This window comes from Fictibacillus sp. b24, assembly GCF_030348825.1.
Classification (GTDB): domain Bacteria; phylum Bacillota; class Bacilli; order Bacillales; family Fictibacillaceae; genus Fictibacillus.
The window spans coordinates 1,757,095-1,773,686 of the sequence record NZ_JAUCES010000005.1; the positions used below are offsets into that span (position 1 = coordinate 1,757,095).

General features: G+C 39.7%; 19 protein-coding genes. 13 read left to right on the plus strand and 6 right to left on the minus strand.

The features are described 5' to 3' along the window. Window positions 1-20 precede the first annotated feature (20 nt). Window positions 21-374, plus strand: a complete 354-nt coding sequence (locus tag QUF49_RS09105) for a YpoC family protein (RefSeq protein WP_289495349.1) — start codon at window positions 21-23, stop codon at window positions 372-374. Window positions 375-430: 56 nt separating this feature from the next. Then, window positions 431-1,693 carry a glycosyl hydrolase family 18 protein gene (locus QUF49_RS09110; RefSeq protein WP_289495350.1) on the plus strand — a complete coding sequence of 421 codons (1,263 nt, stop codon included), beginning with the start codon at window positions 431-433 and terminating at the stop codon, window positions 1,691-1,693. Between the two features lie 100 nt (window positions 1,694-1,793). Here the strand turns inward: QUF49_RS09110 and QUF49_RS09115 are convergent, their stop codons facing one another. The 3 genes from QUF49_RS09115 to QUF49_RS09125 form a co-directional block, all read right to left on the minus strand. Next, window positions 1,794-4,415, minus strand: coding sequence for a transglycosylase domain-containing protein (locus QUF49_RS09115; RefSeq protein WP_289495351.1), 2,622 nt, complete (start codon window positions 4,413-4,415; stop codon window positions 1,794-1,796). An 89-nt stretch (window positions 4,416-4,504) separates the two neighbouring features. Beyond that, window positions 4,505-5,110, minus strand: a complete 606-nt coding sequence (gene recU, locus QUF49_RS09120) for a Holliday junction resolvase RecU (protein WP_289495352.1) — start codon at window positions 5,108-5,110, stop codon at window positions 4,505-4,507. Between the two features lie 69 nt (window positions 5,111-5,179). Continuing rightward, window positions 5,180-5,425 carry a glutaredoxin family protein gene (locus tag QUF49_RS09125; RefSeq protein WP_289495353.1) on the minus strand — a complete coding sequence of 82 codons (246 nt, stop codon included), beginning with the start codon at window positions 5,423-5,425 and terminating at the stop codon, window positions 5,180-5,182. Between the two features lie 132 nt (window positions 5,426-5,557). Between QUF49_RS09125 and QUF49_RS09130 the strand changes: the two genes are divergently transcribed. Next, window positions 5,558-6,514, plus strand: coding sequence for a DUF2515 family protein (locus tag QUF49_RS09130; protein WP_289495354.1), 957 nt, complete (start codon window positions 5,558-5,560; stop codon window positions 6,512-6,514). 35 nt (window positions 6,515-6,549) lie between these two features. On the opposite strand, the gene QUF49_RS09135 is transcribed toward QUF49_RS09130, so the two are convergent. Then, window positions 6,550-6,690, minus strand: coding sequence for a hypothetical protein (locus QUF49_RS09135; RefSeq protein WP_289495355.1), 141 nt, complete (start codon window positions 6,688-6,690; stop codon window positions 6,550-6,552). 213 nt (window positions 6,691-6,903) lie between these two features. Here QUF49_RS09135 and racA point away from each other — a divergent pair, with 213 nt between their 5' ends. The 8 genes from racA (at window position 6,904) to QUF49_RS09175 (ending at window position 13,472) form a co-directional block, all read left to right on the plus strand. Further along, on the plus strand, window positions 6,904-7,419 hold the full coding sequence (racA, locus tag QUF49_RS09140) for a chromosome-anchoring protein RacA (RefSeq protein ID WP_289495356.1): 516 nt from the start codon (window positions 6,904-6,906) through the stop codon (window positions 7,417-7,419). 82 nt (window positions 7,420-7,501) lie between these two features. Further along, a complete protein-coding gene (locus tag QUF49_RS09145; RefSeq protein ID WP_289495357.1) occupies window positions 7,502-7,645 on the plus strand; it encodes a hypothetical protein in 144 nt (47 codons plus the stop codon). A 72-nt stretch (window positions 7,646-7,717) separates the two neighbouring features. Beyond that, window positions 7,718-8,083 (plus strand): YppE family protein, encoded by a 366-nt coding sequence (locus QUF49_RS09150; RefSeq protein WP_289495358.1) that lies wholly within the window; start codon window positions 7,718-7,720, stop codon window positions 8,081-8,083. Window positions 8,084-8,136: 53 nt separating this feature from the next. After that, window positions 8,137-8,676: a hypothetical protein gene (locus QUF49_RS09155; protein ID WP_289495359.1), complete on the plus strand. Its 540-nt coding sequence runs from the start codon at window positions 8,137-8,139 to the stop codon at window positions 8,674-8,676. Continuing rightward, complete coding sequence (locus QUF49_RS09160) at window positions 8,673-9,896, plus strand: DEAD/DEAH box helicase (RefSeq protein WP_289495360.1); 1,224 nt, start codon at window positions 8,673-8,675, stop codon at window positions 9,894-9,896. Before QUF49_RS09155 ends, QUF49_RS09160 begins: the two co-directional genes overlap by 4 nt. Window positions 9,897-9,960: 64 nt before the next feature. Continuing rightward, window positions 9,961-10,257, plus strand: coding sequence for a YciI family protein (locus QUF49_RS09165; protein WP_289495361.1), 297 nt, complete (start codon window positions 9,961-9,963; stop codon window positions 10,255-10,257). 201 nt (window positions 10,258-10,458) lie between these two features. After that, window positions 10,459-11,238, plus strand: coding sequence for a TerC family protein (locus QUF49_RS09170; protein WP_289495362.1), 780 nt, complete (start codon window positions 10,459-10,461; stop codon window positions 11,236-11,238). Window positions 11,239-11,423: 185 nt separating this feature from the next. Beyond that, entirely contained in the window at window positions 11,424-13,472 is a 2,049-nt protein-coding gene (locus tag QUF49_RS09175) for a molybdopterin-containing oxidoreductase family protein (RefSeq protein ID WP_289495363.1), read from the plus strand. 4 nt (window positions 13,473-13,476) lie between these two features. On the opposite strand, the gene QUF49_RS09180 is transcribed toward QUF49_RS09175, so the two are convergent. Together QUF49_RS09180 and QUF49_RS09185 are read right to left on the minus strand one after the other, a co-directional pair. Then, window positions 13,477-13,683, minus strand: a complete 207-nt coding sequence (locus QUF49_RS09180) for a hypothetical protein (RefSeq protein WP_289495364.1) — start codon at window positions 13,681-13,683, stop codon at window positions 13,477-13,479. Window positions 13,684-13,884: 201 nt separating this feature from the next. After that, window positions 13,885-14,661 carry a LysM peptidoglycan-binding domain-containing protein gene (locus tag QUF49_RS09185; protein WP_289495365.1) on the minus strand — a complete coding sequence of 259 codons (777 nt, stop codon included), beginning with the start codon at window positions 14,659-14,661 and terminating at the stop codon, window positions 13,885-13,887. A 128-nt stretch (window positions 14,662-14,789) separates the two neighbouring features. On the opposite strand from QUF49_RS09185, the gene QUF49_RS09190 reads away from it, so the two are divergent. Then, a complete protein-coding gene (locus QUF49_RS09190; protein ID WP_289495366.1) occupies window positions 14,790-15,326 on the plus strand; it encodes an ankyrin repeat domain-containing protein in 537 nt (178 codons plus the stop codon). Window positions 15,327-15,416: 90 nt separating this feature from the next. Continuing rightward, the gene (locus QUF49_RS09195) at window positions 15,417-16,340 is read left to right on the plus strand and encodes a rhodanese-related sulfurtransferase (RefSeq protein WP_289495367.1); all 924 of its coding nucleotides are present in this window, start codon (window positions 15,417-15,419) and stop codon (window positions 16,338-16,340) included. Window positions 16,341-16,592: the final 252 nt, after the last annotated feature.

Consider the following 16,592-nt stretch of genomic DNA (forward strand, 5'->3'; position numbering starts at 1 on the left):
ATAAACATGGAGGGGTTAAAATGACTCAAAATAAAAATCCAGAAGAGATATTTTTAGAATGGAAAGAGAACTCAGAGGAAATCGCTCGTTACTTTAAAGATCGCGACAGAAAACGTGCAAGAGAACCAATGGTATATTTCTTTAACCGTTTTTTATATGTTTTGTATGTCGTTAACGGCCATAAGGCAACGGAGCAAGAATTGAAAAACTGGAAAGATCATTTGAAGGGATTTAAGCATCTGCCGGTCAATGCGATAGATCGACTTATTTTTATCAATGAGCAGCCAGATCATTACCAATCTTTTATCCAGCTTAGTGAGTTATTTTCAGAATGGGAAAAGAAAAGTGTCATACTTTTTAGACGAAGTACATAAGGACAAGGCTCTTGGACATATGATGATGACATGAGACGTTTTTTAGGAGGGGTATCATGCAGATTCATGTGGTGAAAAGAGGGGATTCACTTTGGAAGCTTTCACAATACTATAAATTGCCTTGGCAAGAGCTGGCCGCGGTAAATAGACTTACAGAAAAAGATGTTCTTTCTGTGGGGCAAACACTTTTTATTCCAACACCATTTACGTATACCGTACAGCCAGGTGATTCTTTAGAAGAGATCGGTAAAAGAATCGGAGTATCCGTCGCACAGCTTCAGCAGGCGAATCCAGGTTTAACAGATGAGACTTTACAGGCTGGAACCCAATTGAATGTTCCACAGAGAAGTAAGAAGACGATCATAACGAACGCGTTTGCAGAGCCTGTTCCAAAAGCAAAAGAAAACTTTACTGCAGCAGCAAAAGGATTAAGTTATATTACGATGTTTAGTTATGAAGTGAATGAAAAAGGTGTGTTTAAACCACTAAATGACACAGCGTTCTTAAAAGAAGCAAAGAATAAAAATGTTCGACCAATCATGGCAATCACAAACATTAAAGACGGTGAGTTCAGTGAAGAAGTTGGAACGGCAATTCTGACGAATAAAGAAATTACGAACAAAGTAATAGACGAGTCCCTTCGTATCATGAAACAAAAAGGGTACCAGGGAATTTCCGTTGACTTTGAGTTTCTCGGAAAGCAGAATAAAGAAGCTTATAATCAATTTTTAAGAACACTGACAGAGAGGATGCACAAAGAAAACTATATCGTGATGACTGCGGTAGCGCCGAAAATTTCTGCCACTCAGCAAGGAGAATGGTACGAATCACATGATTATAAAGCACACGGGGAGATTGTGGATTACGTGATTCTTATGACTTACGAATGGGGATATAGCGGCGGTCCGCCGATGGCAGTAAGTCCACTTCCTTCTGTAAAAAAAGTGCTAGACTATGCGGTTAGTGAGATCGATCCAAAGAAAATTTTGATGGGAATCAATCTTTACGGTTATGACTGGAAACTTCCTTATAAACCTGGCGGTGAGTTTGCGAAAGCTCTAAATCCTGTTCAAGCCACACAGCTAGCTGGAAAAAGGCAAGCTGCAATCAAGTACAGCCGAAAAGATGAAGCACCGTTCTTTCGATATTGGGACAAAGACAAAAAAGAGCATGTCGTTTGGTTTGAGGATCTCAGGAGTATGAAAGCAAAGTTTGATGTTGTAGATCAGTACGGATTTGCAGGGGTAAGTTTCTGGAATCTTTCATTCGGATATCCTGTATTTTGGAATTATTTAGTTGACCGTTATAATATTAAGTGAGCAAGGTTTTAATTCTCCCCGCCTTAATTTGATTGAAAACAGCTCTTAAAACTTAGACAAAAAAAGATCCGCCAGCCTTATGCTGACGGATCTTTTTTGTTTATTGGTTGAATGGAGGGAGGAGTCCTCCTCCGTTTCCACCATTTTGTTCTCTGCCTCCATCTTGCCCTGGAGGAGGAGTGCCAGGTTCACCTTGACTAGGAGGCTCTGTTCCAGGCTCTTGCCCTGGAGGAGTCCCTGGTTCGCCTTCACTTGGAGGAGGAGTGCCAGGTTCACCTTCACTAGGCGGCTCTGTACCAGGTTCTTGCCCTGGAGGAGTCCCCGGTTCGCCTTCACCCTCACCCGGAGGCGGTTCTTCACTTTCAGGACCTTCTATCGTAATAGACGTTTCGGCAGGTTCGCTTTGCGTGTTGTTTTCGCTGTCGACGGCTATTACTTGGAACGTGTATTTACCTGGAGCAGGAGTTGGAACAACAAATTTCGTATCGTTGATCGTTGCACGTTCCTGCATAGGTCCGTCGTTATAGCTCGCGAGAATTCTAAACGTTACACCTTGTTTCTTCTCGTACTTCCATTTCACTTCGATCTCATTTTTGTTTTCTTTGAACTTCGCTTCTAGACCTTCTATGGTTGATGGTTTTTCAAACTTATCACTGACGCCAGGAAGGTCTGTCCCCTTAACAAATAGTTCGATGATTTTTTCTGAATCCGGTGTAAACTCACTAGCACGTTTACCTGTTCCTTTTTCCATCGCAACTTCTGTTACTGATTTCGGTTTTTTGAAGTCCGTGTTCTTATGATCGAGCTGGCTCATGATGTCACGGAAAATCTGTTTAGAATAATCCGCTTCATTGTCGTTTAGATAGAGACCTTTACCTTCTTTATCTTTATTTTCAGCATAACCCGTCCAAACGGCTGCTGTATAAGTTGGTGTGTAGCCGGCCATCCAAGCATCTTTTGTTGCACCTTCTGGAAGACCATATTTATCACGATCTTCTTTTGAGTAGTTTGTTGTACCCGTTTTACCAGCTAAGTTCAATCCACTTACGTTAGCTTCACGGCCAGTTCCTCTATCCATAACATCTTTTAGCATATCTGTGATCATATAAGCGGTGTAATCTTTCATTGCCGCTTTTGGTTCTGAGTCGACTTCGATCACACGTCCATCAGGGAACTCTACCTTACGAACCGTTGTTGGTTTTGAATATACACCGCCGTTACCAAATGCAGTATACGCACCTGCAAGAGTAAGAGGGGAGATACCACCGTTAAATCCACCGATTGCATAGGACGGATACGTTGTGTCTGGATCTAAATCAAAACCTAGCTTATTTGCAAAATCAGTTGCTTCTTCAGCCCCAACTTCTTGGAACGCACGAACAGCTGTTGTGTTCTTGGATTCAACAAGTGCTTGACGCATCGAGATGTCTCCAACATTTTTTTTGTTAAAGTTATTAATTGTAATGTCTTTTAGTTCCACAGGCTCATCTTTTAAGATGTATCCCGTGTTCCACTTTTTGTTTTCAATCGCAGGACCATAATCCAAAATCGGCTTAATGGTAGATCCTGGTTGACGTTTTATTTTTGAAGAGAAATAGTTACTTAACTGACCACCACGGCCGCTTCCAACCGCACGAATTGCGCTTGACTTCGTATCAACTAACGTAACACCTGATTGCAGAAATTCATGTTCTTCACTTAACTTCGTTCTTAGAACATCTTCAGTTGCTTGTTGAGCTTTTGTGTCAAGGTTTGTATATATCTTTAACCCGGAAGAGTAAATATCCGCTTCTTCTAGACCTTCAATGTCTTTCAGATCATCTATGACTTGTTTGATGTACGCATCATAAGGACGAGTTTCAGTCTTTAATTCGCCTTCTTTAATCATATCTTTAACCGGAATGCTCTTTGCTTTTTCTGCTTCTTCTTTTGTAATGAATTTGTGTTGAGCCATCAGATTTAACACGACGTTGCGTCGGTGTTCTGCTTCTTTTGGATTTCTAGTAGGATCATAATAACTTGGTGCTTTAGGCAGACCTGCTAATAGAGCTGCTTCTTGCACTTCTAAGTCCGCTACTTCTTTGTTGAAGTAAACTTTCGCTGCTGTGGCAATTCCATATGCACCATTCCCAAAAAAGATCTTGTTCAGATACATTTCTAGAATTTGATCTTTAGAATATTTCTGTTCTAACTGTACAGAAAGATACGCTTCACGAATCTTACGTGTGAGTGATTTTTCATTCGTTAATACGGTGTTCTTAATCACCTGCTGAGAGATCGTACTCGCACCTTCTGCTCCAAAGCCTTCTCTTACGTTGGCGAACGCGGCCCCTGCGATACGACGTACATCAATACCGCTATGCTGACGGAATCGCACGTCTTCTGTTGCGATGAACGCATTTTGTACAGGTTCTGGAATCTCGTTGATCTTAACACGGATCCGTTTTTCATCACCTGCCACAAGGGACACTTCTTTATCGTTCATATCCATAATTTTTGAGGATACGGGCGTTTCAAGTTTTTTAGGATCTAGTTTCGGTGACGTTGCGGCAATCACACCGACAGTTAGTAGTCCTAGAATTCCTAGAATAACAGCAAGCAACAGGAGGGTCTTCTTCCAGTTGCGTCCACCTCTAGGTTTTTTGGTTTTCGTTTTATTTGCCGGTTTGGAACCATCACTTGATTGTCTGCGTTCCATACGGCTTCGGTAATCTTTTGACATAGCTTTACCAACCTTTCAACTTCATAAAAAAATGAACATGTTCAATTATTCGACGGCTTTTGACAATTTATGAACAATGAAGGTGATGATTAAAAATAGACTGAATCTACTACGTGTAAGTAATTAAGCCGAGGCTGATACCCGATAGTAATAGAATGTCCTTTTTCTTCAATTTCACCCTTCGGAATGGATTTTCTTCCCAAACTTTGTTCTTTCCAAAAATGAATCAGGTGAGAGCTGTCGAATAAATAGCTCTCATCTGTTGATGAGAAACGGAGAATAACAAACGAGATGCCTCCATGATCCAAGATGTGCTGCATATGGGTGAGCTGGTGTTCATGAAAGTTCTTTAGAGGAAAGCTCGTTTTATTCTTCGTCTCCTTTGCTTCAAAGTCAATGTATCTTCCTTTATACACCCCATTATAGTCGGTCGTGGAAGCCAGTTTGAAGTACGCTTCACGGATGACGGCGGCAGATCGTTTTGGATATTCTACATTTACGATCTGAACCGGAGTAGGTTTCTTATGGATGATCGCTTGATTGGTTAGAAGATAATACTCGTTGCTTTGATTGATATCATCTTCTAACGACATTCCTCTATTGCTGTAAGAAATCTCTTTTTTCATAGAAGATGAGGATTGTTTTTTCACGATAGAAGTCACTTTCTTACCGTTAGGATAATGGAAAGTACCCATGATTCATCTCCTTTACAACGAAAGATGGCTATGCGCATTAAGAAAAAGATACACATAGCCGTTAGATGTTTACTTTTTTAATAGTCGGGAAAGTTCATCTTCTTGAAAGCCCATTACGACCTCTTTGCCTTCAGTCGTTTCAATAACGGTCACAGGTGTAGCAGAAGCACCCAGATCGATCACTTCTTGCATATGCGCAGGGGTTTTACGTATATCTCGTTCTTCAAAAGGAATGTCATTTGCTTTTAGCCACTCTTTTTCTGCAAAACATGGAGGGCATGTTTCTTGTGTGTATATAATTACTTTTTTCTCCAAAATGTTAATGCCTCCTTTTTCCAAATGCATCTTTCATAACCATTAGTTTACTCTTTTTTCTTATGTGACACAAATATTTTATAGCATGAAAGCAAACGATAGAAAATAGGACAAAATGCATGGAGGAACAGCGTGGAGAGGGCTATTGAGGAGATTGTTCACAACATACTAAGTGAAACGAATTCACAAAATCGTGATAATATTTCACGTACCGTAAGTTATGCCTCATTTTATAAAAGAAACCCTGAGATCAGATGGGCGATGCTCGCGAGCCTTGTTTCAAGAAACGCGGGATACAGTATGTGTGATCTTAAAGGGGACTGGCTGCCAAGAATGCTTTCTGCTGACACAAGGAAGCATCTGTTTTTAACGTACGAGCGGGCGAACTGGCTTATCTTTCAAGATGCGTTTCCTCAGCTTTTGCTATACGAATATTCGAAACAACAAAGAATACCGTTTTTTCACTTGTTAAAATGTTTTGGCGTTTCAAGATTCATGGAGGTAGAATGGAAGCGATTTTGGAGAGAGAGAGATCTGAAGCGAATATGTACGTCATTAATCATCAACGAACAGCATGTAATTGAAAAGCCTGTAATTAAAGATGGTTTTTATAAAAGAAGAATATTTTCGAGTGTTCCGTTTCTTTTACAAGACTATATGCATTTTAGCACAGTGCTTTTTCCTGTCGAGTCAGGAGATGTATTCGGAATTTCTATACATGGTTTTAAAAAAACAAGCAACCGAATTGAAACAGGCAAAATTTTATATACCATCCTCTTTGAGTCGAAATGGAGCGAAGAGATCTTGTCCTTCTCGAATAAAGTAACACATACTGGATCCAGACATGATTTTGAGAGGGTTATATACCCGAAGAAAAAAAGAGAAACGCCTTTTTTACGCGTGGCATTTCCGGTCATAAAGCATCATTCATCAAACAGAGTCGACTGGTACAAAAAAAACATGAATACCGAAAAATTCTATGGAGCAGTTAAACCGCTACACAAGATTTGTCTGACTGACTGGTATAAACAAAAGCAAAGACAATTGAAAATAGGGATTCTTTTAAAAGAATGGATTCAGCATGCATAAAAAAGACGGCCAACAAAGAGCCGTCTTTTGACTATTTACGTGCTTGGAATATCTGGGCCGTTAAGCTTTTTATCACCATAGCCTGTGTTTTCTTTTTGATTCTTTTTCTGAGTACCCGTTTCATCTTGATTCGTATACTGATTCTGCTGTTGCTGCTGTTTGCTTTCTTGGTTCATGTTGGCACCTCCTTTTTGTATCACCTGAACTGTCCTTAGTTTTGGAGTTGTTGCGACTGAATATACAAACAATCAACAAATTGAGTGTCGAATTTGTAATGATTACGAGGTATTCCACTTTCTTTGCCGAATGAAAACTAGTTTTGTCAGGTGTGAAGGGGAAGGAAGGATACGGCTCGAAATGAGTTAGCATAAGAAAACGGGGAGGGATTCATGATGGAAATGGTGTTGATGAAAACCAAAACTGTCTCTGAGGAGCTTGGGGTGAATCCGACAACAGTACAACGCTGGGTAAGGCATTTTAACATTCAATGTGACAAGAATGAGCACGGACACTATTTATTCAGACAAGAAGACATTGATCAGTTAAAAGAAATTAAAACGCAGCTAGACAACGGACTTTTGATGAGTGACATTCAAATCCAAACGATCCAAACAACAGAACAATCATTTGAACTGCCAACCCAATTTGAAGAGAAGTTCAACCGCTTGAATGCTGCTATAGAAGCTTTAGAGAAAAAAGTCGAAGAGAAAGCAGATGCAGTTGTATCTTATCAGATGCTGCAGCATGCTTCAGAATTGGAAGAGCTTATCAAAAAGATGGAGAACATGGAAGCACGTCTTCAAGATCTGGAAGTAGCCCTGTTGAAAAATGATTTTCCAGAAGAGCGACTATACGTAAAAGAAAAGCCAAAAAAGAACTGGTTCGTGAGTTTGTTTACATTGTAAAAACTGTTTTTATAAAACGCTTCTTTCTAAAAGATTGTTGCTTTTAAATATCCTCTTCTATGATGGTTGATTGGAGTGTAAGATGCGAGACTCCTGCGGGACAGGCGGGCAGGTGAGACACTTAAGAGTGAAACGTCACAAATGTGGCTCACCGCCTGCCCCGCGGAAAGCGAGCATTTGGAGCGGAAAGCAACCACTTTCAATTGCTACAGAGAATATTCATTAACACTAAATCAAAATCAAAAAGTGTAAGTCTCTTCATTCTTTGGTAGGATATAAAGAATGGAGGGACTTTTTTATGAGCCATTTATATAAATTAACGAACGAACTAATCGCGGATATAGATGAAGCGTTTCATATTTTTAAAACAGAAACAAAAACAAGAGAAACAGAAGCGGACTTTTTTACAGAAGTTAAACCATTTGCCGATCGCATACACTTTCGTGTAAAAGAGTGGGAACCTCTTGCAAGGGATTGGGTGATCGCGAATAAGCCTAAATATCTGTATCCAATCCAAATCAAGACAGCCGCAGAAAATATCGGCTATTTAGGAGTCTACGTCTTTCAAAAGAAAATGAAAGATAAACGCATAACGGAAATGGTAAAATCTGTTCTCTATGTTCTGAACCAGCTGAAAGAACAAATGCCTGAGCAACAATCATAAAAATTTCACGTACCGTAATTAAATATCGTTTTCAAAAATAGGGAGAGAACAAGATGTATCATCCATCCGTTTATGATAATCTAAAGGTTGTGCTTGAAGGAGCAATTTATGACCTTGATTTTTCAGGAGAAATTGAAATAGTTAACCGTAAAGATTTATTGGACCATGCAATCATGGAGAGGAACTATTCTGTCGATTTTGTGGTTTCAACGATCGGAGAGTTAATGAGAGGAAATATTAGCTTAACGTCAACTCTCGAAGATCTGGCGATGGAGAAGCTGAACGACAATCCTGACGGAGCGGGCAGCAAGCTCTCAGTATGCATTCAAACACCCGTATACGAAATTGAAACAGACTGCAAGCAGATTCAGTCTATTTTAAAAAAATGGGGAAACGGTGATTTAAAAGGTGACATTCAGCAAAAGCTTACCTATATATATGGAGAGCCGAGACATGTATTTCGCGATACGATCTCCATTCAATTACAGAAGCCAGCACAAGAAGAAGAACCTGAACGAATTTCACTTGTACTAGAACAATTAATAACGTCTATGAACGAAATGAATGACTATTTTAAGGGGTATAAAAAATGACACAATCGCTACATAATTTTCCGGAATTCATACAAAACGCTTGGAACAAGAGCGGCTTTTCAGCATTAACAGATATTCAAGAACGATCAATACCAGATCAATTAAAAAATAAGGACTTGATCATTGAATCACCAACAGGTACTGGTAAGACGCTTGCCTATGCTTTGCCTGCTCTTTCGAAATTAAACCCAGAAGTAAAAAATGCTCAAGTTCTCTTTTTGGCACCCACACGAGAACTAGCGATGCAGATTTATGAGGTTTGTCAAAAGTTCACAGAAAACAGTGGTTTTAGCGGTGCTTCTCTTATTGGTGGAGCCAACATGCAGCGCCAGTTAGATAAACTGAAAAAGAAGCCGCAATATATCGTCGGTACACCTGGCCGTGTCAAAGAATTGATCCAAAACAAAAAACTAAAAGTACATGAAGTGAAAACCATAGTGATTGATGAGGCAGATCATATCATCGAAGCAGGTTTCAATGGAGATGTCGAACAAGTAATTGCTGCAACATTAAAAGACCGCCAGCTTGTTTTTGTGTCAGCTACTATTAATAATAAGACAGAAGACTGGTCAAGAAAATTAGCGGTAGATCCTGTTGTTGTTAAAGTTGAAAAAGAATCAGTCAAGAGTGAAGTAACGCATACATTCATGGTATCTGATTACCGTGACAAAGTTGATAACTTGCGAAAGCTAATTCGTCATACGCCAGGAATTAAAGCGATGGTATTTATCAATAGTTCCATGAAGATGGATGAATTTGCTACTAAGCTTGAGTATAAAAAAATTAAACTGGGTGTTTTAGCAGGAAATTCAACAAAACAAGAAAGACAAAAAGTATTAAATGACTTTAAAAATGGAAAAATTCCTGTTCTTTTAACGACGGATGTGGCTACGCGCGGACTGGATATACCAGATGTTACACATGTTGTTCATTTTGAAATGCCTGAAGATGTTAAACAATATGTTCATCGCTCTGGAAGAACAGGCCGCATGGGTAAAGAAGGAACGGTTGTATCTCTTGTAACAAAAACTGAATTAACTTCCGTAAAAAAATGGACAGCTAAGATGAATGTGCCTCTTCAAAAGCAATTTCTTGAACAAGGACAAGTTATTATAAAAGAGGATTCTGAGAAAGCAAGAACGTCTGATAAACGTTTAGCTGCACCAAAAAGCGCAAAGCCCGCTCATCTAAAATCGGAAACAAGCAAAAAAAGAAGATAAAAACAACAAAAAGGATATTTCCATCATTTATAGAATCTCAATCTCTATAAAGGGGAGATATTGTATGGAAACTACAGAATTCTTATATCAAATTAAACCGGTAAGGGCTCATTTTATGGAGAATCAAACGGATGCTGAACAGAAAACTCTGCAATCCCATTTTCAATACCTCCAAAACCTTTTAGAAGAGGGGAAATTAGTACTAGCCGGTCCATGTCTTGATGCTTCATTTGGTATAGTCATCCTTCATAATACGAATGAAGAAGAAGCGCTAAGAATAATGGAGAACGACCCAGCAATCAGAGGTGAAATCATGACGGGTAACCTTCACCCATTCCGTGTTTCACTTATAAAGGATTAATCGAGTACAAACTATGAACGCTGTAACATTCATTGTTACAGTGTTTGTTGTATAGTTAATGTATAGATGAGTTTGGCATAAGTATAGGAATCGTTTTGAGATAGGGATAAACCGTTATTATTAGGAGTACCCTGTGGCTAAACGGGGAATTCTATAGCTATTACTTATCGTTTAGCAGTATTAAATAAGGGAGAGATGTAGATGGAGTCTATATGGCTAGAGTATGCTTGGGCATTGTTAATTTTAATCGGGTTGGAAGGTTTGTTATCAGCTGACAATGCGCTCGTACTAGCTGTTATTGCAAAACATTTACCTGAAGAACAGAAAAAAAGAGCAATAAATTATGGAATCATAATGGCATTTGTATTTAGATTTGGTGCGCTTTTTGCAATCTCATTTATTGCAAACGTTTGGCAGATTCAAGCGATTGGTGCAGCTTATCTTCTATACTTAGGGTTAAAGCATGTCATTAAAGCGAAATTTGGAAAAGAAAATGAGAACATTCAAGAAGAAGTGGAAGAGGAGTCTGCTGGCAAAAGTTTTTGGCCAACGGTAGGAAAAATTGCTATAGCTGATCTTGCTTTTGCGATTGATTCGATTTTGGCAGCCGTTGCTCTTGCCTTAGGTCTTCCAGATTCACCTCTAGATGACTTCGGAGGCATGGATGGAGGACAGTTTATCGTTGTCCTTTTAGGAGGAATTGCGGGTCTTATTTTAATTAAATTTGCTGCAACCTGGTTTGTACAGCTGCTTGATAAACGTCCTGCATTAGAAACAACTGCGTATGCCATTGTTGCTTGGGTTGGTGTCAAGCTTGCTGTAATTACACTTGCACACAAAGATATAGGAGTTTTAGATCATCATTTTCCTCACAGTACCGTTTGGACGATCATTTTCTATGGAGTATTGATTGCGATTGCACTTATCGGATGGTTTGCTCCCGCAAAAAAACCAGCAGAGCAAAGTGGTTCCACACAATAAAGTTCTAAGGAAGCGACCAGAAATGGTCGTTTTTTTACATGGTTTTAATTCTTAACCTATACAGGTGAGCTTATCTCTAACTAACGCTATGATAAAATAGAATTAGATAATATATTAACAGACAGACAATTCATAACAGCCACTTTGAATGAGGACACTACACGATAGGAAAGGAGAACAAAAATTTGACCAATTTTATTGATCGCCCTGATGGTATTTTTCCTTCCGTTTGTTCACTAGACTGCCCCGACCAATGCGGGCTGCTTCTGCATAAAAAGAACGGTAAAATTACGAAGATCGAGGGTGACCCAAACCACCCTGTGACTAAAGGATATATTTGCAATAAAGTTCGTAATATGACTGAACGAATCTATGATGAAAAACGACTTAAATATCCTATGAAACGCGTTGGAGCAAAAGGCGATGGAGAGTTTGTTCGAATAAGCTGGGATGAAGCGATTGATACGATTACTACTCGCTGGAAAGAACTTCTGAAAAGTGACAGTGCAGAAAGCATCCTTCCATACAGTTTTTATGGAAATATGGGGAACCTTAGTGCGGAAGGTATGGATCGCCGCTTTTTTAACCGTTTGGGAGCCTCTCAGCTTGATAGGAGTATCTGCAATTCTGCTGGTGCTGTCGGCTATAAATATACAATGGGCGGCAGCTATGGAATTGATCCTGAGGACACTATTCATACCAAGCTATTTATATTTTGGGGAATTAATGCGGTGAGCACGAACATGCATCAAATCGCTCTCGCTCAAAAAGCCAGGAAGCGAAATGGAGCTAAGATCATTGTAATTGATGTTCATAAAAATCAAACCGCTAGATTGGCAGATTGGTTCATTCCGATTCTGCCTGGGACGGATACCGCTCTGGCTTTAGGAATGATGCATATTTTATTTGGTGAAAACATGGTGAACGCCTCATTTCTTGAGCAATTCACGGTAGGGCATGAGGAGCTTCGTGAGCATGTAAAACAGTATGATCCCACGTCTGTAGCTGCCATTACCGGCATACCAGAAGAGGATATTGTGCAACTCGCAAGAATGTACGGAATGACTTCACCTAGCTTAATTCGTATTGGTAACGGACCGCAGCACCACGATAATGGAGGAATGTTTGTTAGAACAATCTCCTGTCTTCCAGCTTTAACCGGACAATGGCAAGTAAAAGGGGGAGGGGCTATTAAAGGAAATTCCGCTTACTTGGCCCACAATACGGATTCCTTGCAGCGCCCGGACTTGCTGAAAAACAAGCAAACGCGGAAAATTAATATGAATGTGCTGGGAGATGCCTTACTTACGCTTGATCCACCAGTAAAATCGCTTTATGTTTATGGAAGTAATCCTGCTGTAGTTGCACCTGCTGGTAATAAAGTTCGAAAAGGATTAAAACGAGAAGACTTGTTTACGGTTGTACATGATTTGTTTTTAACAGAAACAGCGAGGTATGCAGATATTGTTTTGCCTGCCACGTCTTCCTTTGAAAATACAGATTTTTACACATCATATTGGCATCACTACATTCAGCTTCAGCAGCCAGTGATAGAGCCCTATGAGGAAGCTAAATCAAATACAGATGTGTTCAGGCTTTTAGCGAAAGCTATGGATTTTGACGATACAGCTTTTATAGAGACGGACGAGGAGTTAATTGATCAAGCACTCACTAATCCGTTAAATCCTTTTATAACGAAAATAAACTATGAAACCTTATCAAAAAATCAATATTTAAAAGCAGAAGCGGAATTTCCTGACGTACTCCCGACTCCGAGCGGAAAAATAGAACTGTATTCAGAAAAAATGAAACAGGACGGTTATCCACCTTTGCCGACCTATATACCTTTGTCAAAAGATTCCGAACACCCCCTCCTTTTTATAGCGGGTCCAAATCATAACTTTTTGAACTCAACATTTGCGAACCAATCCAAACATGTTGAGCTTGAAAAAGAGCCAGTTGTGGTTTTGAATCGTTCTGATGCTGAATCATTAGGAATAAAAAATGGAGAGCAGGTTAGGGTTTGGAACGAACGCGGGGAATGTATACTTAAAGCAGATGCTGGGAACAACGTCCTTCCAGGTGTGGCAGTTACGCAAGGTCTTTGGGGCGCAGACAAAGAAACAAAACATCTGGTCAACTCGCTGACTCCAGACCGTATCGCTGACATGGGCGGCGGAGCAACGTTCTTTTCAGGAAGGGTTACCGTTGAACCATTAATAGAAAAGATTTAGTTAATTACACATCCCAAAAGTCACTCAATTTTGCTGAATCATCTTTCTTTTTAACAATACTTAGTACAATCCGCATCGTAGTACCATCTGGTTTGTAGAAGGGGTCGTTTAATAGCTTCTCTACTCGGTAAGCGGGAAATCCGCTAACGTTGCTGAACCATTGTAATTCCAGTTTGTTTTTTTGAATCCAGCTGTACAGTTTAGACTTCATATGATTTCTCTCCCATAGGGTAATTAAGGTAATTAACTTAAATATACCATCATGTGAACAAAACATCTACATGGAGTATATGTTAGTTGAACAATGTACTATTTCAGTCGATTTTCTAGAGAATAAAGGTTTTTAAATGTAGACAAAAGCATGCGGCTAATGAGCTGCATGCTTTTTTAGTGGAAGTCGTGCGGAAGATCCTTATTTTTTGAATAACTGTACCCAAGCTCCTTGGTAATAAGCAACTCCAATAGAGTCATAATTAGAGCTTAAAATGTTTTGGCGATGACCAGGACTGTTCATCCAATCCGTCATAACGGCTTGAGGAGAAGTTTGTCCTTTAGCAATGTTCTCACCAGCAGCTGTGTAATCGATTCCAAAGCTGCGCATCATGGCAAACGGAGATCCGTAAGTTGGTGAATTATGATCGAAATAGTTATTTGCGATCATGTCTTTTGCTTTTGCCATAGCAACATTGCTTAATTCAGCATCAAGTGTTAATGGGGCAAGGCCGGCTTTTTGACGCTCTTGGTTCACGAGCTGTGAAACTTGAGTAGCAAATGCACCAACTGAAGGTTGAGCTGTAGTAGGTGCTGGAGCTGCAGGTTTTTGTGCAGCAGAAGCTGGCAGGTCTAAAACTTGTCCAGGATAAAGCCAATTGATTTGCTTAATCTGAGGATTTACCTGTTGTATTGCCCATAAACTAACATTTGACGCCGAAGCGATTTTATAAAGAGTGTCTCCTGTTTTAACGGTATAAATCTTTGAAGAAGATGGAATGTAAATCGTTTGACCAGGATAGATTGAATAACTAGTAAGTCGGTTCATCCCTATTAAATGAGAAAGGCTTACATTTTTACTTTGTGAGATCTTCCACAGTGTGTCATTTTGCTGAACCGTATAAGGTGTTGAAGCATAAGCAGCTGTACCCATCATCAAAAAAGCTGCTAATGATAAAGATAGTATTTTTAAACGCATAATATCCCCCAAATATCCAGTTCCCCCAACGACTTTCACTATTTAAATGTTCACATAATTCTGCACGGTAAACAACTGGGAATCGCAGAAAAATTTTGTAAATAAATGTATCTTGAAGGGTTTTTATGTTGTTTAGAAGAAGTAGTCTTGAACCAACAATTAGAAAGGGTGATGATATGAGTCTGCACCAAGCAGCGATGGATGGAAAGATAACAGAAATTGAGGACTTGTTAAAGAAAGGAAATGTACAAATAGATGCATTGAATGATGGGTGGTCACCTCTTCATTTGGCCGCGCATTTTGGCCATATTGATATCGTAAGACTGCTTCTTGAACAAGGAGCAGATGTTCATGTGAAGTCAGGGAACAACATGGCAAACACCCCGCTTCATGCTGCTGCAGCAAATATGAAGAACCGTCAAGAAATGATCGGTCTATTATTATCGCATGGAGCGGATATTAACGAACAGCAGAGCGGAGGCTGGACGATCCTTCATCAAGCGGCACAGCACAACGATCCCGAAATGATTTCCTATTTTATTGAAAGAGGAGCAGACCCTTTTCTTGTTAAAGGTGATGGGAAGACCGCACTTCATTTAGCGGAAGAAGAAGAATCTATTGACGCCGCTTCGCTATTGCGAAACTATACTTTTAATAAAATCTAAAATACAGGATGCGTCCTGTATTTTTCTTTTTCTCATAATTTGTTATTATAGGAAAGGTAGTTTTTTAAGAAGCATAAGTAGGTGGAATATATGGACTTTCAAGTATTGTTATATTATAAATATGTGTCAATAGACGATCCTGAAGAGTTTAAAGAGGAACATCTCGCTCTTTGTAAACAGATCGGATTAAAAGGCAGAATTCTTGTCGCCCGCGAAGGAATAAATGGAACTGTTTCAGGAACAGTTGAACAGACAGAGAAGTATATGCAGTTGATGAAGGAAGATCCCCGTTTTGCAGATACGGTTTTTAAAATAGAGCAAACGAATGATCATGCCTTTAAGAAGATGAAGGTCCGTGTGCGGCCAGAGCTTGTCCATTTGAGTCTTGAAGATGATGTGAACCCGAATAAGCTTACAGGAAAGCATCTTTCTCCAAAAGAGTGGCTTGAAGCGATGCAGCAAGAAGATGTGGTCATTCTTGATGCACGAAACACATATGAATATGACCTCGGCCATTTCAAAAATGCGATCAGACCTGACGTGGAAACATTTAGAGAGCTGCCTCAATGGGTACGTGAAAACTTTAGTCAGTTTAAAGACAAAAAGGTTCTGACCTATTGCACGGGAGGGATCCGCTGTGAAAAATTCTCAGGATTTTTAGTGAAAGAAGGATTTAAAGACGTATCACAGCTTGAAGGTGGAATCATCTCCTACGGGTATGATGAAGAAGCAAAAGGCAAGCTATGGGACGGAAAATGCTATGTCTTTGATGAGCGTATATCTGTGCCGGTAAACAGAAGCGGTGAAGAAACCGTCGTGGGAAAGTGTTATCATTGCGGAAATCTCGAAGAACGTTATGTAAAATGCGGCAATCCAGAATGCAACGCGCATCTATTGATGTGTGAAGATTGCGAGCATGAACATAAGCGCTCTTGCAGCAAAGATTGCAAAGAACACCCATGGAATCGTTATATAAAAGAATGTGAAGCAGAAAGCCAAAGTTCTCCTTTGTAAGGAGGGCTTTTTTTTTGGTTAGTAACCTTAAATCTATGGTTAATGCTGTTGCTTATGCTTGAGGGGTATAAGATGGTTTGGGTTTGTCGAGTTACGTCGACTCGCCGATATATGTGCTGAATTCGCCGGATTTAAGCCAAAACTCGCTGGATTAACTCCGAAATTTCTAGGATTATTTAAAATATTTCTCGAATTCCTTAGTTTTATACCCCCTAAGGTATAAAGGTAACTTGTTTCTGAAGCTAAGAATTC

Excerpts from the sequence above, each read along its gene's own strand:
- QUF49_RS09105 (WP_289495349.1), top strand. The coding sequence starts at position 21 with ATGACTCAAAATAAAAATCCAGAAGAGATATTTTTAGAATGGAAAGAG.
- QUF49_RS09110 (WP_289495350.1), top strand. The coding sequence starts at position 431 with ATGCAGATTCATGTGGTGAAAAGAGGGGATTCACTTTGGAAGCTTTCA.
- QUF49_RS09115 (WP_289495351.1), bottom strand. The coding sequence starts at position 4,415 with ATGTCAAAAGATTACCGAAGCCGTATGGAACGCAGACAATCAAGTGAT.
- recU (WP_289495352.1), bottom strand. The coding sequence starts at position 5,110 with ATGGGTACTTTCCATTATCCTAACGGTAAGAAAGTGACTTCTATCGTG.
- QUF49_RS09135 (WP_289495355.1), bottom strand. The coding sequence starts at position 6,690 with ATGAACCAAGAAAGCAAACAGCAGCAACAGCAGAATCAGTATACGAAT.
- racA (WP_289495356.1), top strand. The coding sequence starts at position 6,904 with ATGATGGAAATGGTGTTGATGAAAACCAAAACTGTCTCTGAGGAGCTT.
- QUF49_RS09145 (WP_289495357.1), top strand. The coding sequence starts at position 7,502 with ATGCGAGACTCCTGCGGGACAGGCGGGCAGGTGAGACACTTAAGAGTG.
- QUF49_RS09150 (WP_289495358.1), top strand. The coding sequence starts at position 7,718 with ATGAGCCATTTATATAAATTAACGAACGAACTAATCGCGGATATAGAT.
- QUF49_RS09155 (WP_289495359.1), top strand. The coding sequence starts at position 8,137 with ATGTATCATCCATCCGTTTATGATAATCTAAAGGTTGTGCTTGAAGGA.
- QUF49_RS09160 (WP_289495360.1), top strand. The coding sequence starts at position 8,673 with ATGACACAATCGCTACATAATTTTCCGGAATTCATACAAAACGCTTGG.
- QUF49_RS09165 (WP_289495361.1), top strand. The coding sequence starts at position 9,961 with ATGGAAACTACAGAATTCTTATATCAAATTAAACCGGTAAGGGCTCAT.
- QUF49_RS09170 (WP_289495362.1), top strand. The coding sequence starts at position 10,459 with ATGGAGTCTATATGGCTAGAGTATGCTTGGGCATTGTTAATTTTAATC.
- QUF49_RS09180 (WP_289495364.1), bottom strand. The coding sequence starts at position 13,683 with ATGAAGTCTAAACTGTACAGCTGGATTCAAAAAAACAAACTGGAATTA.
- QUF49_RS09185 (WP_289495365.1), bottom strand. The coding sequence starts at position 14,661 with ATGCGTTTAAAAATACTATCTTTATCATTAGCAGCTTTTTTGATGATG.
- QUF49_RS09195 (WP_289495367.1), top strand. The coding sequence starts at position 15,417 with ATGGACTTTCAAGTATTGTTATATTATAAATATGTGTCAATAGACGAT.